Source organism: Chitinophaga sp., assembly GCF_035538455.1.
Taxonomy (GTDB): domain Bacteria; phylum Bacteroidota; class Bacteroidia; order Chitinophagales; family Chitinophagaceae; genus Chitinophaga.
The window spans coordinates 1-16,214 of record NZ_DATLKJ010000028.1; the positions used below are offsets into that span (position 1 = coordinate 1).

Here is a 16,214-nt window from a genome sequence, read left to right on the forward strand (position 1 = left end):
ATTTTCTGCAGTTGTTCTACATCTCTCCCCTCACATCCCTTATACAGAATGCGGCTACCCAGGTCGAGCTGAGAGGAGTCAATAGGGCCCCGGGTGCTTTGATTATTAGTATTACTCAGGTTGTAAACGGCGCCGGAAGAAGGAGTAGAACTGCTGCTCCTGGTTGCAGGAGTGCTGTTACTGCTCCTGGTAGAAGGCGCCGGCGATGCCAAAGGAAGATATGACGGAGTCGAAGCCGCAGCAGGCGTATAGCTGCTGCCGCCGGAACTATAAGACGATGAGTAATGCGAGCTATGAGAACTATGGGAAGAATGAGACCTGTGTGAACTATGAGAACTATGCATTAAAACGAGACTGTTCGCGGGGTCAGTCATATTGAGTTTTAATACGAGTTTCGGCTTTAAAACATTCCTGTGAGAATTTTCAATATTGAAATCTTTATCATTCTCTATTGAAATATGCGGATGCACGGGAGCTGCATTTCCTGAGGTTATCGAGCTGATGGCGGCTGTAATTACCGCCAGGCTTTTCCTGGCCAGCTGCTGAAACCCGAACTTATTACGGCTCATTTGTAATGGTTTTATATGAGAGACTGGTAATGAGGTTTAACGTACAGATAGGTTAAAGTTTTCAAGGGATATGTATACATTAAATTGAAATTCAATATAGTAAAAATTTTCGGAACTGCAGAAAGAAAAGTCAGGATTGCTACTTTCCGGGACCTGAAATTGTCAATACTTCCCCTTTTGCTGTAGGCAGCTGTATGGTGTTGCCACTCGCTGTCAACCTTCGTTTCATATTGCTGGTAATTTGCACCGTAGCGCCATGCCATGGGTTTTCCAGCGTCAGTGGACGCCCTTGTTCACTGACAATCTTTATGAACAGGATTTTTCCTTTGCTTAATGTGGAAGACACGAGGAAAGCCCCTTCGCTTCTCAGGTTTACAAAAGCAGCATCGCGTGCCAGCGGCCATACTTTAAATACGCGTAGTATTTGTCCGTCAGACATACACAGCATCTCATTGAGGGTGTTCGGAACCGTGCTGCAATTTTCAATGCCATGCGGATTTCTATACTGGAACCCGTTGGGATATGTATGCAGGCTGTACAACCGGAGCTGGGTCAGAATAGAATCGGCATTGTAACCAACTCTCACGGCTGCCGGAAAGAAACTGTTAGAGCCGTTGAAGTCCTGCCAGCGGCGCATTTCGTCAATGGTATTAACGGAGGTATGAAGCTGTGAGCTATCGCTGTGCAGGCCGATCTGCCCGGCCGGATAAATATGCTGAATACCCAGCGTATTATCCCGCCACCAATCAGGGCCTTTTTCTGTATAACGAAAGACGGTTTTGCCATTTCTTGTTTGTACAGGAAAAGGCGCCAGGTTGTCTTTTATGGCGCTCCATTCCTGCTGTAATCTTTGGTCTGTCTGAAGTAACTGCGCCATGTCTATGGCAGTTTGTAATACCATCCGGGAAAGTCCCAGTGATAACAGCGGATTCTTATTGCCGATAGTCCCTTCATGGACAGCATCGTTTTCAATAACGTAATAGTTGCCTTCTTTTTTAACGTAGTGTTGCCAGAAGGTAGCCACTGCCTTTATAAACGGATAAACGCGTTGCGTGTATTGCTTGTCGTAAGTATGATAAAAAGCCTGTGAGATATTAACGGCACAATAGGAGGCATTGCTTTTTTGTCCATAGAAAAGCCCTTCATCTTCCACGTGATGTGCTGAAATATATTCGCCTGCACTTTGTTCCATGATCCTGTTTCTGCGGGTAGTTTCAATTCCCAACGGGCCTATCCCAACCGGGTAAAGCACGCCATCGGGGATACCTGTGATTCTGGAAGCATAGTACTTTCCTCTCTTCATAAAATCCAGTACCGGCGCATCAAAAGGGATCGCCTGCTGCAGGTGGTTGGACGAATACAGGGCGTAGAATGGAGCAATGTAATTATAATTGAGATGATAATCTCCGTTCCATGCCGGTATTTCGCGGGTTACCCAGCTACCGAATATACCGGGCGGAAACCTGGGATCACGGCTGCATGCAGCCATGGTATATTGTGATTTATAATATTGGTTTTCAATAACACTATCTTCGATGGCCACCAGGCTTTCCTGCCAGTAGTGATGCCACCAGCTAAGATGAGCTGCCAGCAATTGTTTTATCGACTGATCTGTGATATGCGCTACATCTTTTTTTACCTGGACAAGTGGTGCTTTACTTTTGAAATTACCCGACATAGAACAGGCAACCGTTACTTTTTCTTTTGGCTGAATAAAGAAACTGTCTGATGTGTGCCCGATTATTTTACAGGCAATGGCTGCCATACTCCGGATATCTACATCCTTTACAAATCCTCTTTGCAACCATTGCATGCCCTGAAGATCGGCGCCTTTCGAAGTGGTATCCGGAAACTTGTTTTCGGCAGGAGGATTGATATGGAATTGATCGGCGCCGGGTAGCATCAGCTGCACAATGCCTGCTACAGGGGTATTTCCACTGTTACTGATCTCAACTATCAACAGATCCTGGGTGGCTGCCACCCAGGAGTTCATCTTTACCTGGATGTCCGCTTTTTCAAAAGAAGAGTAGGTAACAGCATCTAACAGCTTTTGTTCAACATGGTAGGATGCCCCCTGGAGAGATGGAATGCTGACCTGCAATTTGCCCGGTAATGCAGGGAAAGATTCATTGTAGCCGGATTTCAGCCGCCAGAAATCATTACGGGCCAGAAAGTATTGTTGCTGCTCCGGTGGTCCGCCTATAGCGGCAGCACAGGAACCATTGCCCAGCAGCGGTGCATCCACGGCTGTATTGTTGGGTATGCGGGAAGGTGGTGCATTGAAAACGGTGGTATGACGGCCGACGATCTGTGCTGCGCTGATCTGTGCAGTAACATCGTTACTGTATAACAGGAAGCAACCAAGGGTGTATATGCCATAATGTATGAGCGACTGAATGATTCTGATTCCTGGTTGCATATTATGTGGAGTATATTTTAAGTATGAAAGTAGAAATGGTACCCTGTTGTTTTCTGTGCTATATTATCTTTTTCCTATGTTTTATTTGCCCTGGTTGAAGGGGAGCTATGCATGCAGTACTATTTTCTGCATTACCACTTATCATATTTTATTCATTGGCTAGATTAGTTATTTTTGATTTTATTGTCGTGTAATGCTTATCTGTATTGTGTTTTGTGTGGTGTTGCTATTTTTGCGCGCTTGTTTTCTCATTCAAGGAGAGTTAATTTTAGCAAAGAACTGGTTAATTATGATATAAACAAGTATCACTATCTCACCTAATTTTAAGGCATGATCAGCGGCCTGCGAATCCGCTGAGGATTTGGTTTTTAGGACATATCAACCACCATGAATGTTGCAGTTGTGCTGTATCAACTGCAGCGAAGTTTTGTTGCAATAACTGTAAACGAATGCAATTAACTGTTGCGGTGTTCAGTCTCAGGACTGTGCATCTTAGTAATTCACGTATGTAAAACAACTTTAGTTACTTAATAATTCCTGGTATTGCTTTTTATCGGAAACACTTATAGGCGGTAGTCAACATAGCATCGGCTGACACTGCAGGAGATTCATTTTATCAATTTATACTTATGAGTAAACAAATTTTGATAGCAGTATGGCTGCTATTAGTGGTAGCATTTGCTTCCGCGCAAGCCCCGTCTATCTCGGGTAAAATAACAGGTAAAGATGGAACGCCCGTCCCCGGGGCATCTGTCCGTGTAAAGGGTGCTAACACCGGCGCAGCAGCCACTGGTGATGGCTCGTTTAAGATCACTGCAAAGGAGGGGGACATACTGGTAGTGACTGCTTTAGGCTATAATATAGCAGAGATAAAAGTAGGCAGCAGTTCATCACTCAACATTACGCTCACCGATAATTCAAGACAGATCAATGAAGTAATGGTAACTGCGCTTGGCATACGCCGGGATAAACGCATGCTTACCTACAGTGTTGAAGAAATCAAAGGAAATGCATTGGTAGAAGCAAAGCAGGATAATATGGTCAATGCCATCGCTGGTAAAGTATCCGGTGTGCAGGTCACTAATTCCAGTGGGGTGCCAGGAAGCTCTTCCAGGATTGTAATACGCGGAAGCACTTCTCTGGTAGGTAATAACCAGGCGCTGTTTGTAATTGATGGCGTACCGATGCTGAACGAAGAAGCCGGTAACCCCGACGGCTCTATATACTCTGGTGGTACGACGAACAGAGGTGGAGACATTGACCCCAACATTATTGAGAGTATTACTGTATTAAAAGGCGCAGCTGCTACTGCCCTGTATGGTTCCGCCGCAGCGAGAGGTGCAGTGCTGATCACTACAAAGAACGGCGCTGCCAAAGGAAAACAAGGCAGACCAAATCTGTCGCTGAGCTCCAGCTATTCTTTTCAAACTCCCATATTCCCGAAGTTTCAGGATAAATATGCGCAGGGAACAGGAGGTGAATATGTGGATGGCAACAATGGCGAACTAAGTTCATCTTCCTGGGGGCCGGCTATAGACAAATTAAGCGTGAATGGCAAACCGGTACAAAAGCGTAATAACGTAAAGGACTTCTTCAGAACAGGTCATACCAGCGACAATAATATCAATGTATCAGGATATACAGATCGTTCAAACTACATGGTGTCCTACTCTTATCTCAAAACCAATGGCACCATCCCCAACACAGATTATTCAAGACACTCCATGTTTGTAAAGTATGGCGCCAAAGTTTTAGATAACCTGCAGTTGTCTGCACAGTTTAACTACATACAATCAGATAACCACCGCTACCTGGAAGGTAACAACTTCGTAAACCCATTGTGGACAGTATACGGAGCGCCTATTTCATGGGACCCGCATCCGACAACGAACGCAGACGGATCACAGCGTGTATACCGCGCTGGTCGTAATAACCCATATTGGATACTCGACAATACCGGTTTGCGCGACAGAACCAACCGTATCATCCCTGTTATCACCCTCGCTTATACTCCTCTCTCCTGGCTGACTATAACAGAGCGGTTAGGCGCAGATATGTATGTTAATACAACTGACTACCACGAAGCGCCTGGTGCAATCGGCTGGGGAAACAACGGTGCAACTCCCATCACCGGCCAGCTGTATAAACGCGATATGAAAAGTCAGCAGTTCAACCATGACCTGATGATTGAAGCCAGGAAAGAGTTTAACAATGATCTGTTTGTTAACCTGTTACTGGGTAATAACATCTTTACTAACTATAATGATAAAAACTTTGTGCAAGGGATAGGGTTATCAGCAGATGATCTCTACAATATAGTCAACGCTGCGCAGGTAATATCTAACTATGGCTACTACAGAACGAGAAAAGTAGGTTTTTACGCACAGGCTAACCTGGAATACAGACGTATGCTCACACTGGCGCTCACCGGTCGTTATGATGGCAGCTCTGTGCTGTCGAAAGACAATCAGTTCTATCCTTACGGATCTGTTAGTGCAGGATTTGTATTCACGGAAGCATTGAAGATGGCAGATAACCCTGTTTTAAATTTTGGTAAAGTAAGGGTTTCTTATTCTGCGGTAGGTAATGACAACGTGGGCCCATACTCACTCACCAATGCCTTCTTCCAGGCTTCTCCTGGTGTAACGTTCCCCTTCAGAGGACAGAACGCCTACTCACTCACCAGCACATATAATTTCCCGTTAAGAAACGAGAAACTGAACGAGTTTGAAGTAGGTCTCGAAACGAAATTATTCCGCAACAGGGCATCGCTCGAAGCATCTTACTTTAACAAGAAGAGCACGGATCTGCTTACACCGGGATCACCGCTATCGGCAGCCACAGGATTCAGCTCCGCTTCGCTGAACGCAGGCGCTATGCGCAACAAAGGTGTGGAAGTGACCTTGGGCATTACACCGGTTAAAACAAAAGACCTCACCTGGAACGTCAGCCTTAATTATACAAAGATCACCAACGAGGTGCTGAATCTGGCGCATGGTATCAACTACATCCAGTTGGCAGGCTTCACCAACCCGGGGATCTTCGCATACGCCAACCAACCTTATGGTGTGATCTATGGCAAGCACTATTTGCGTAACGATCAGCATCAGCTGCTCATCGCCGACAACGGTTACCCGATGATCAGCAGCGATTTTGGCCCTATCGGTAATGTGACGCCTAAATGGATGGGTGGCCTTACAAGTACGCTCAATTACAAGGGACTTACCTTCTCCTTCACCCTGGATCATAAACATGGTGGAGACGTGATCAACCTCGACAATTCTTACCTCTACTTCTATGGTACCGCTAAAGGCACAGAGAACAGAGGCGGTACAGTGGTGCTCCCGGGTGTGATTGCCTCTAATAATAAACCTAACGACATTCCTATCACCCTGGATGAAAACTATTACAAGAATTCCTACTCCAAGGTAGACGAAAGCAGCGTGGAAGATGGTTCTTATCTCAAACTGCGGCAGGTATCACTGGGATACGACCTCAGTGCTTCACTGCTGAAGAAAACCGGGTTTAAATCACTGGTGCTTTCTGTGACCGGTACCAATTTCATCCTGCATAAGAATTATACAGGTTCTGACCCTGAAGTAAGTCTGGGTGGTACTGGTAACGGGCAGGGATTCTCCAACTTTATGGTTCCATCAAACAGGAGTATTGTAGTAGGATTGAAGGCTTCTTTTTAATCAATGTTTAAAACTAATTACATGAAAATAATAAAAGCACTCGCTCTTGTGGGTTGTGCTGTGTTTATCACGACCGGATGTAAGAAATTCCTGGACATCAATGATGATCCCAACAACCCGTTGAAAGTGAAAGAAGCATTGCTGCTGCCAGCCGTGGAAACGGCCACTTCCAGCCTGGTGGTGGGCGGTACCAACGCCAATATTACTGCCTATTGGATGCAGCAGCTTTCGCTGAATCAGCAGGCGCCCAGTCTGGAATCGTACTGGATCACCAGTGTAGATGCCAACAATACCTGGAACTATGCGCTTTACACCACTATATTCCAAAACCTGACTATCATGATCTCACAGGCCGAAGCTGCAAAGCATAACAGCTATGCCGCCATCGGTAAAACACTGTTTGCCTACAACCTCGCTGTTGCTACTGATCTCTGGAATAACATCCCTTATTCCCAGGGCTTCCGTATGCCACAGGTGATGCAGCCTGCATATGACAGCCAGGAATCTGTCTACATCAATATCCAAAAGATGCTCGACAGCGCGTTGTACTATATCAGCCTGCCTAAAGGAGACATAAAGCCTGGTGCAGATGATTTCATTTACAACGGCGATATGCGCCAATGGCAAAAACTGATCTATACGCTCAAAGCGAGATATTACCTGAGACTTACCAAAGCACCCGGACGTACTGCCGCATTGCAGGCCGACAGTGCGCTGACTGCCTTACAGAACGGATTTGCGGCCAATGGAGATAATGCACTTATCAGCTATCCGGGTACCGGACAAAGCGTTAATCCCTGGTATAACAACACCGCTGACGCAGCAGGTGGCGTGGTATTGGGACAGTCCTTTGTAGATTCATTGAAAACCAGGAACGACCCAAGATTGCCGGTCATCGCGTCTAAAAACAAAGATGGGGAGTATGTAGGCAGAAATGTAAATGATGTACCCTCTCCTAACGTAAAGAAGCTTTCCCGTGTAGATTCATTCTATGCAGACGCTGCAGCCAGCGTTTACCTGGCTACTTACAGCGAGGCGCTGTTCATCAAGGCGGAAGCAACCTTCATTAAGCAGGGTGCTGGTGCTGCCGATCCGGTGTATCATGCTGCCATTGCAGCGCATATGTCTATGCTGAACGTTCCTGCAAATGCACAGCAGACCTATATCTCAGCAAGGCCGGCACTCACCGTTGCCAATGCTGTACAACAAATTATCTCTGAGAAATATATCGCCAATTTCCTGTCACCGGAAGTGTATAACGACTGGCGCCGTACGGGCTATCCTGTGCTGGTGCCTTACAAAGGAACAGGTGTAACCGGTATTCCAAGAAGATGGCCTTATCCTGCAAACGAATTGCTGACTAATCCTCAGCCCGATCAAAAAGCAACCGTTAATGACCGTGTTTGGTGGGACACGGCTAATTAATATTCAAGGATTTTCGATTTACGAATTTTGGAATTTAAAAATGCAACGAAGATTGACGAATAAACTGTGCAATCTCGCTGCATTTTTAAATTCTAAAATTCGTAAATCGAAAAATCTCTAAATATTATTTGATTCCCAGTTTCGTTTTCACTACCGGTAAAAGATCATCACTCCCTGGGGCCACTACAAGCACATCTTTCGAATTGTCTACTACATAAGCGATCCCCTTTTCAGCGGCTACTGTGTTCACTGCCTTTTGAGCCTTTTGGATAATAGGCTGTGTGATTTTCTGCTGACGCGCTGCCAATAACTGTTCCATCCTGCCATTGTACTCTTGTATACTGTTTTGAGCTGTCTGCAGTTCTTTAATCTTTGCCTCCCTGATAGCAGGGCTCAGCGTTTTCTCACTGGCGGTAAAAGCTTTCTCCTTGTCCATGTATTCCTTTAGCAAGGCTTGTCCGTCCTTGGTCAGGCTGTCCTGGTATTTCTGCAAAGAGGCAAAAGCAATTTTGGCTTCCGGCATACTGGTGATCAGCTCCTGCATATCAATGTGCGCCATTTTCGAGGGCTCTATGGTGCGCATACCCATTACAACGATAACAACAAGCAAAAGAACGAGTGTAATGTTCTTAGTCATAAGGCAGACGGTTTTTAGGTGATTGGAAAGTTTAAAATTAAACCCTTACTGATATGGTACAGCGCTTCAAGAGGAAATTAACATTAATTTGGGGATTGGATAGCAATACATAAAACAAAAGCATTACCAGTACAGGTAACCTTCCGGCGCCAGGTAATTTAACATACCGCTTTCTCAGGTTTCTCATTCGCTTGTCATTCGATTATCAAAGGAAGTAAAAGCGCATAATTTCAGAAATGCCGGTTACCCTCTGTATTAAGCGGATTAATTAACGATTTGTTGCAATATGTGGCCCGCTCAAATTCGCTGACATTGATAGAGAGGAATGAAATGTCGGGGAATAGGGGCGCCAGCCGTTGGGTGATCAGTTTTGACAAATATGCTTTCTGCTCTGTTGTACGTCCTTCCATGATGCTGGCATAGATATGCAGAAAGCCATGCTTGCCTGTCCCCAGCCGGTAATACTCATAGGGATGGAGCCGCACTTTTATATCATTTTCTGCAAATAGCCCTGTGGACTCAGCGGCAAGATATACCGTATCCATAATTATATCGGGTGTTTGTTGTTCCAGTATATTCCGGGAGCATTCTATAACGAAATGAGGCATATGGCTGATGGTTTTCTTACGTAAAAATAGTTAAAACCTCCTTAACGGTATTACCGGGCGATGAGTCGAAATAGTGTGGCATAAAGTTATATACGGGGTTCAATATTCAGATACCTGGCAGCTGATCATTAAATAACAGGTCTTTAGCCCGGGCAGGCTAAAGACCTATTACTTACAGCTATTCTAGAGTTTATCGATCCATGATTTTATTGCTTCTTTGGTTTGCCCGGTTTTCTTCTGGATACGGCCAAGAAGTTCATCTTCCTTTCCTTCTTCATACAACAGGTCGTCGTCAGTGAGATCGGCATATTGTTGTTTGATCTTACCCTTTAGTTCATTCCAGCCGCCTTTTACTTTAAGGAGAAATCCATTGTTTTCGTTGCTCATGGTAAAATACTTTTAGGATGAGTAATATTGGATTCTTATTTCAAATAATGATCCATATGCTGAAGGCATGGCGATATGGGGTCTTCATAAGTACGGCCACAGATATACGTGGAAAAAGATGCACAAAAGCGGCTATAAGTCAACATATGGCTGAGTACTGTTGATGTGCAGATAGGCCTGTCATAAAAAAAGCACTTGCTTTTTAATTTTATTTTCTATCTTTCTTACGGAATTGAAGATTGGATACCAAAGGGTAACTGAGTTGAAAGCCATGTTATGTATGTATGTACTAACTCAAATCATTTAATTGTGTTTTAGTGAACCACTTTTATTAAAGCGTTACCGTTTATATCCCAATAGATTAACACTGCCTCGTTCTAGATTTTAAAATCATCGAAATTATTGTATTATGAAAGTATTGCTGTTTTTATCCTGTCTTGTTGCTTTGATCATCATTAACCCAGATACCTCAGTTGCAAAGCCGCATACTAATATTTTCGGCTCTGGACCATTATTTAGGATCCCTACTCTCTATAACATTACCATGTTGTATAATACAGTAAATATGAGATTGAGTATTGCATGGCATTCTAATCCAGGAACTGTTATGAGTGGATATTTTTGGATTCAGGTTGGAAGTACTAATAAAGAAATCTTGTGGGGTGACAATTTTGTGGAAGTTGATATGAGTATGAACCCAATTCAACCTAACGTTGTACAAACAATGTATTTTAATAAGGCGGCAGTTAAGTATGTATGGAACGGTGCAACCGTTACTGTGACATGCCAACCGCTATCTGGCGTAGGCGGAGGATGTGAAACTATATAAAAATCTGCCTGTATAATCTCGTCATTTGAATATGTACAGGGCGGGTAATCTCTACAAACGTGAACGGCGTTACCGATACGATATAGACGGCAATTTACTTATACCAACAACCTCATCAGTAAAGGATCGCACCAGGTACTGTAATAGCGGCCTGAAATTTTTACGGGAGCCCCCACAGCAGATGGCCTGTTGTGGGGCTTTTTACATTTAAATTGCAAATAAAACATCGGTTTAAGTCAATTTTGCTATTGCAGGGATTTGATAATAAGAGGATCTTGTCAGGCATAAAACCTAATAGAATGAAGAAGGCCATCAACGCGATGTTTGGTGTGATGCTATGCGTAATACCAGCCATGCAGGTGGTAGCAGCAGATTCATTGACAGTGGCGTCACCGAATAGGGCTGTTCGATTCAATATATCGATTGGAGACAAGGGTGAAGTAACCTACAATATAACCTTTAAGCAACAAACGGTAATACAGCCGTCTGTACTGGGAATAGAGGCCTGGTCGAAGAACCTGTCGCTTCGTGCTGTTGAGTCTTCTCAGAAGGATACAATATGGAAGCCGCTGTATGGTGAACGGAACCAGATCAGGGATAATTACCATGCAAAGACGTTTACTTTTCAAAAGGGCGGCGGGCAATTATTGAAAATAGAAGTAAGGGCTTATGATGCCGGTATCGCTTTCCGTTACTGTTTTCCGGAGAATCCTGCCGGAGGAGCAGATATGGTGATCAATAAAGAACACACAACATTCACCTTCCCGGATAGCACGAGAGCATGGTTTACAAGTCAGGCACAGGGGCACTATCAATTACTGCCATTAGGCCAGTGGTCTTCCGAGGCAGAAAGACCCTTGACGCTGCAACTGACAAATGGGTTAATGGTTGCACTGGCAGAAGCCGAAATGGTCGACTATTGCAGAACGAAATTTGTTACGTCAGCAGACATACCAAATACTATTACCTGCTCTATGTATGACAAAGTAGCGCTGACCATGCCGTTTTCCACGCCATGGCGAGTGATCATGATCGCAGAGAAAGCGCCGCAGTTGCTACAGAACAATGACCTGATCCTGAATCTGAATCCACCCTGTGCTATTCCAAATACCGACTGGATTGTGCCGGGCAAGATAATGCGTGAAATGAGTTTGTCCACTACGGGGGCAAAAGCACTGGTGGATTTTGCCGTTAGGCGTCATCTGCAATACATTCACTTTGATGCAGGCTGGTATGGGTTTGAATACACGGTGTCATCTGATGCTTCCGCTGTCAACGTAGATCCCCGTCGTAATCCACGGAATGATCTGGATCTGCAGGAAGTGATCCGTTATGCAAAGCAGAAAGGAATCGGCGTGTTCCTGTATGTGAATCAACGGGCCCTCGTAAAGCAACTGGATACCTTATTGCCGCTGTATGAAAAATGGGGCGTTGCCGGCCTCAAATTCGGCTTTGTGCATGTTGGCTCGCACAGATGGACTACCTGGCTGCATGATGCCATTAGAAAGTGTGCAATCCATCATCTGATGGTAGATATTCATGATGAATACAGGCCCACAGGTTTCAGCCGCACTTATCCTAATCTGCTCACACAGGAAGGGGTAGGCGGCAACGAAGAGATGCCGGATGCCAATCATAATACGGTGCTGCCTTTCACGCGGTTTTTATGCGGCCCCGCAGATTATACCATCTGTTACTATCACCGGCCTGAGCTAAAATTGAGGCTGAAAGAAACGCAGAATGCACGCGTTCTTAAAACCACAGCTGCGCACCAGCTGGCATTGGCAGCCGTCTACTACAGTCCGCTCCAGTTCCTGTATTGGTACGATAAACCGGAAGATTCGCAGGATGAGCCGGAGCTGACATTCTTCGACCATATTCCAACCGTATGGGATGATACCAAAGTATTGGATGGCGAGATCGGCAAGTTCGTGACAGTAGCCCGTGAAAGCAAAGGGCAATGGTTTGTGGGAAGCATTTCCAACAACGATGCAAGAGATCTCAGCATCAGTTTTTCGTTCCTGCAACCGGGCAAAAAATATAAAGCCACCGTCTTTTACGATGATCCGGCTTCGCCTGTGCGTACAAAGGTGTCAATGAAACAGCTGACTGTAACCAGTTCCACTGTACTGCGCCAACACTTGATGCCTTCCGGCGGCCTGGCAGTCTGGTGTAAAGAATGAGACCCGGATAATCCCTTTCCCTTTTGGCTACAACATCCTTCCTTTAGGATACATCCACGCTGCGATTGTTGACGAGTTTTGTGTCAACAAAATAATAGTAATATGAAAGTAGTTCTCACCGGTTCAATCGGAAACATTGGCAAACCGCTCACACAGGAGCTGGTGTCAAAAGGGTATTCCGTTACCGTTATCAGCAGTAATGCTGAAAGACAAAAAGACATCGAAGCATTAGGCGCTAAAGCCGCTATCGGCACAATGGAAGACGCTGTATTTCTGGCAGCAACTTTCAAAGGTGCAGATATTGTGTATGTCATGGAAACACTTGATGCCGCTGGCGGCTTCTTCGGCAAGGATACTGATTACATCGAAACGATCAACCATATTGGTAATAGCTACAAACAGGCTATTGAACAATCAGGCGTGAAGAAGGTGATACACCTTAGCAGTATTGGCGCCGACATGGATAAAGGAAACGGTATCCTGATCTTTCACCATAATGTCGAGAACATTCTGAAGCAGCTGCCGGAGGATGTTGCTATAAAATTCATGCGTCCTGTTGCTTTCTATACCAATATGTTCGGATTGATCCGGAACATTAAAGCGAAAGGCGCCATCATACAGAATTATAGTGATGAAGGAAAAAAGCCATGGGTTTCACCGCTGGACATCGCAGCCGTTATAGCGGAAGAAATGGGAAAGCCCTTTGAAGGCAGGACCATCCGCTACATTGCCAGCGATGAGGTTTCTTCGGATGAACTGGTAAATATCCTGGGCGAAGCCATCGGAAGATCTGACCTGGAATGGCAGGTGGTTACGGATGAGCAATACCTGAATGGGCTGTTGGCGGCAGGAATGAATCCGAAAATTGCCAAAGGTTTTATGGAGATGCAGGCCAGTATGCGTGGCGGGGTATTATATGAAGATTATTTCCGCAACAGGCCTGTACTGGGAAAAGTTAAGCTCGTTGACTTTGCGAAGGAATTTGCAGCAGCTTATCATCAACAGTAAAATGTTTATCTTTAATCATTGAAAAATGAAATCCATTAAGGAACCAGGATGTACCTGATACACCTGGTTCCTTAGTGGTCTGAAACATTATGGCAGATATAAAACCACGTAGAATCAAAACGATCAGCGAGTTCCATCAGCTCCGGAATCTACCGGCGCCGGAACATCCATTGATCAGCGTAGTGGATTATGCTACTATTTCACGTCCTGCGGGAAAAGAGCAGAATAGCTGGGTCTTCGATTTTTATAGCATCTCTATAAAGCGGGGAATAAACGGTAAGATGATTTACGGACAGCAGGAGTATGATTTTGATGAGGGTATTATGTTCTTTATTTCCCCCAACCAGGTTTTCAGGATCGCTGTGGACCCTCAGTCTACAGCAGAACGTTCCGGCTGGATGTTGCTTGTACACCCTGATTTTCTGTGGAATACGCCGCTGGCGAAGACCATTAAACAATATGAGTATTTTGATTATTCGGTAAATGAAGCGTTATTTCTGTCAGAGAAGGAAGAAGCGATTATTAATAACATTATTCAGACTATCGGGCAGGAGTATCATTCTAATATCGATAAGTTCAGCCAGTCAATCATCATTTCGCAAATAGAAACGCTGCTCAACTATGCTGAGCGGTTTTATCACCGTCAGTTCATTACCAGGAAAATTACCCACCACAAAATTCTGGACCGCCTGGAAGAAATGCTCGCTGAGTATTTCAACAGTGATGACGTGATCGGGAAAGGGCTGCCAACTGTCCAGTATATTGCCCGGTCATTAAATGTGTCCCCCAAGTATTTAAGCAGCCTGTTAAAAGTACTGACAGGGCTGACCGCGCAACAACATATTCACGAAAAGCTGATAGAAAAAGCTAAGGAGAAACTATCGACAACAGATTTATCGGTAAGTGAGATCGCTTATGAACTGGGGTTTGAACATTCACAGTCCTTCAGCAAGTTGTTCAAGAGTAAAACCAGCCTTTCCCCGCTCGAGTTCAGACAGTCGTTCAGCTGACGGGAAAAGATCATAATATCGTTAACAGCCAGCTCTGTAAAGGGTTTGGCTGTTTTTTTATTATTAGGTCATTGTTCTCCGGGCGGGAATTTTCAAAAAAGGGAAATAATCACAACTAATCGGGAAATCTGCCAATCCTCTCCACCCTGTTTTGATTGCACCTTTGTATTGTTCAATCAAACAAAAACTTCAAAAAACAAACAACATGAAAAACCAAGCAAACCAGCAATCAGTAAAGAATGTAGTATTGGTACACGGCGCTTTCGCTGATGGTTCAGGATATAAAGGTGTATATGATGCCCTTACCAGCCAAGGTTACCGGGTGACAGTTGTAGGGTAATCTCCATTTGCCTTATGGGCGTATTGGTAGGAAAGATTAGAATGGTTATATATGAGGTTTGAATTCTATGTTTTCTACGTTGTTATATGTCAATAAATTAAGCATTAACGTTTGGCCATCGTCGTATTTTTCCCTAATTTTACTTGGATTTTCGTCTATTAAATTGTTATTAATGATGACAGATTTAGAACAAGAAATTGCTATTCAGGAAAGGAAATTTGCCTCAACAATTGAGCGCATAAGAAGGCGTAATTTCATGAACAATCTACCATTCTTAATATTATCCGATACATTGCCAGAAGGGCAGGGTTTTTATGAATATGCTGATGGCCATATAGAAATTCAGGAAGTGTACACAGTTGGCGCAGAGATCGAAACCCGGTTTATTCGTAATTTATCTGTAGCAGAAGCTGAGCAGATTCGTGAAAGCTTTAAGCACAGGAATGGATTACACTAAGCCAACATTGCTTGTTATCTCCGGACCTAATGGTGCGGGGAAATCTACCCACATTGAATCCATGCTGCCAGAATTGTTTGATGGTGTTCCCCCTTTTGACAGAGACCTAACCCGTACCCACTTTGAACGAGAATTGCATGGAAAAGGATTGACTCAGGAAGAAGTTAGTAGCCAATCTTCATCGATGATGGAAGAATATCTGTCAACAAAAATCAATGAAGCCATTGCCAATAAGCAGCATTTTGTTTTAGAAACTCCTTTATCTCATCCTGATTACTGGAAGTATATTGATCGCTTTGAACGGGATGACTACCAGATTCAATTGAATTATTTGTGCCTGGATAGTGTGTTGCATTGTGAACAGCGTGTAAGGCAGAGGGTTCGTGAAGGAGGCCACGCTGTTGACGCAAGAACAATCAAAGGAGTATACGAACAGAACCTGAAGTTTATAAATGACTATTGGGATACATTCAATGTAGTTTGTTTGTATGATGGAATGTCCGTCCCCACGTTATTGGTTAGACTTGAGGAGAGGAAGATAGTTATGGTGGATAAGAATGCTTTGAAGAAGATGTGGTTGAAGAAAGGACTTCCACTTATCGCAAGTCTGGTATTAGAGTTTAAGGGTTCTAAAAAGAACTCATCAA

Annotated in this window: 14 protein-coding genes; 9 read left to right on the plus strand and 5 right to left on the minus strand. The window is 44.3% G+C overall.

Annotated elements, in window-relative coordinates; translation table 11 throughout:
* On the minus strand, positions 1-569 hold a 569-nt coding region (locus VM802_RS02740; RefSeq protein WP_325527721.1), incomplete at its 3' end, for a hypothetical protein.
* A 139-nt stretch (positions 570-708) separates the two neighbouring features.
* The gene (locus VM802_RS02745) at positions 709-2,988 is read right to left on the minus strand and encodes a glycosyl hydrolase family 95 catalytic domain-containing protein (RefSeq protein ID WP_325527723.1); all 2,280 of its coding nucleotides are present in this window, start codon (positions 2,986-2,988) and stop codon (positions 709-711) included.
* A 629-nt stretch (positions 2,989-3,617) separates the two neighbouring features.
* On the opposite strand from VM802_RS02745, the gene VM802_RS02750 reads away from it, so the two are divergent.
* The gene (locus tag VM802_RS02750; RefSeq protein ID WP_325527725.1) at positions 3,618-6,683 is read left to right on the plus strand and encodes a SusC/RagA family TonB-linked outer membrane protein; all 3,066 of its coding nucleotides are present in this window, start codon (positions 3,618-3,620) and stop codon (positions 6,681-6,683) included.
* 21 nt (positions 6,684-6,704) lie between these two features.
* Positions 6,705-8,108, plus strand: a complete 1,404-nt coding sequence (locus VM802_RS02755; protein WP_325527727.1) for a SusD/RagB family nutrient-binding outer membrane lipoprotein — start codon at positions 6,705-6,707, stop codon at positions 8,106-8,108.
* A gap of 124 nt (positions 8,109-8,232) precedes the next feature.
* Here the strand turns inward: VM802_RS02755 and VM802_RS02760 are convergent, their stop codons facing one another.
* The 3 genes from VM802_RS02760 to VM802_RS02770 all read right to left on the minus strand — a co-directional run bounded on the left by VM802_RS02760 (position 8,233) and on the right by VM802_RS02770 (position 9,740).
* Positions 8,233-8,745 (minus strand): OmpH/Skp family outer membrane protein, encoded by a 513-nt coding sequence (locus VM802_RS02760; protein WP_325527729.1) that lies wholly within the window; start codon positions 8,743-8,745, stop codon positions 8,233-8,235.
* A 230-nt stretch (positions 8,746-8,975) separates the two neighbouring features.
* Positions 8,976-9,353, minus strand: coding sequence for a 5-carboxymethyl-2-hydroxymuconate Delta-isomerase (locus VM802_RS02765; RefSeq protein WP_325527731.1), 378 nt, complete (start codon positions 9,351-9,353; stop codon positions 8,976-8,978).
* Between the two features lie 183 nt (positions 9,354-9,536).
* The gene (locus VM802_RS02770; RefSeq protein WP_325527733.1) at positions 9,537-9,740 is read right to left on the minus strand and encodes a CsbD family protein; all 204 of its coding nucleotides are present in this window, start codon (positions 9,738-9,740) and stop codon (positions 9,537-9,539) included.
* Positions 9,741-10,149: 409 nt separating this feature from the next.
* On the opposite strand from VM802_RS02770, the gene VM802_RS02775 reads away from it, so the two are divergent.
* The 7 genes from VM802_RS02775 to VM802_RS02805 form a co-directional block, all read left to right on the plus strand.
* Entirely contained in the window at positions 10,150-10,569 is a 420-nt protein-coding gene (locus VM802_RS02775) for a hypothetical protein (RefSeq protein WP_325527735.1), read from the plus strand.
* Between the two features lie 299 nt (positions 10,570-10,868).
* Complete coding sequence (locus VM802_RS02780; RefSeq protein WP_325527737.1) at positions 10,869-12,752, plus strand: glycoside hydrolase family 97 protein; 1,884 nt, start codon at positions 10,869-10,871, stop codon at positions 12,750-12,752.
* A gap of 102 nt (positions 12,753-12,854) precedes the next feature.
* On the plus strand, positions 12,855-13,760 hold the full coding sequence (locus tag VM802_RS02785; protein ID WP_325527739.1) for an NmrA family NAD(P)-binding protein: 906 nt from the start codon (positions 12,855-12,857) through the stop codon (positions 13,758-13,760).
* A gap of 89 nt (positions 13,761-13,849) precedes the next feature.
* Positions 13,850-14,770, plus strand: coding sequence for a helix-turn-helix domain-containing protein (locus tag VM802_RS02790; RefSeq protein WP_325527741.1), 921 nt, complete (start codon positions 13,850-13,852; stop codon positions 14,768-14,770).
* A gap of 205 nt (positions 14,771-14,975) precedes the next feature.
* Positions 14,976-15,110, plus strand: coding sequence for a lipase family protein (locus VM802_RS02795; protein ID WP_325527743.1), 135 nt, complete (start codon positions 14,976-14,978; stop codon positions 15,108-15,110).
* Positions 15,111-15,282: 172 nt separating this feature from the next.
* Positions 15,283-15,567: a hypothetical protein gene (locus VM802_RS02800; protein WP_325527745.1), complete on the plus strand. Its 285-nt coding sequence runs from the start codon at positions 15,283-15,285 to the stop codon at positions 15,565-15,567.
* On the plus strand, positions 15,554-16,214 hold a 661-nt coding region (locus VM802_RS02805), incomplete at its 3' end, for a zeta toxin family protein (protein WP_325527748.1). The genes VM802_RS02800 and VM802_RS02805, both read left to right, overlap by 14 nt.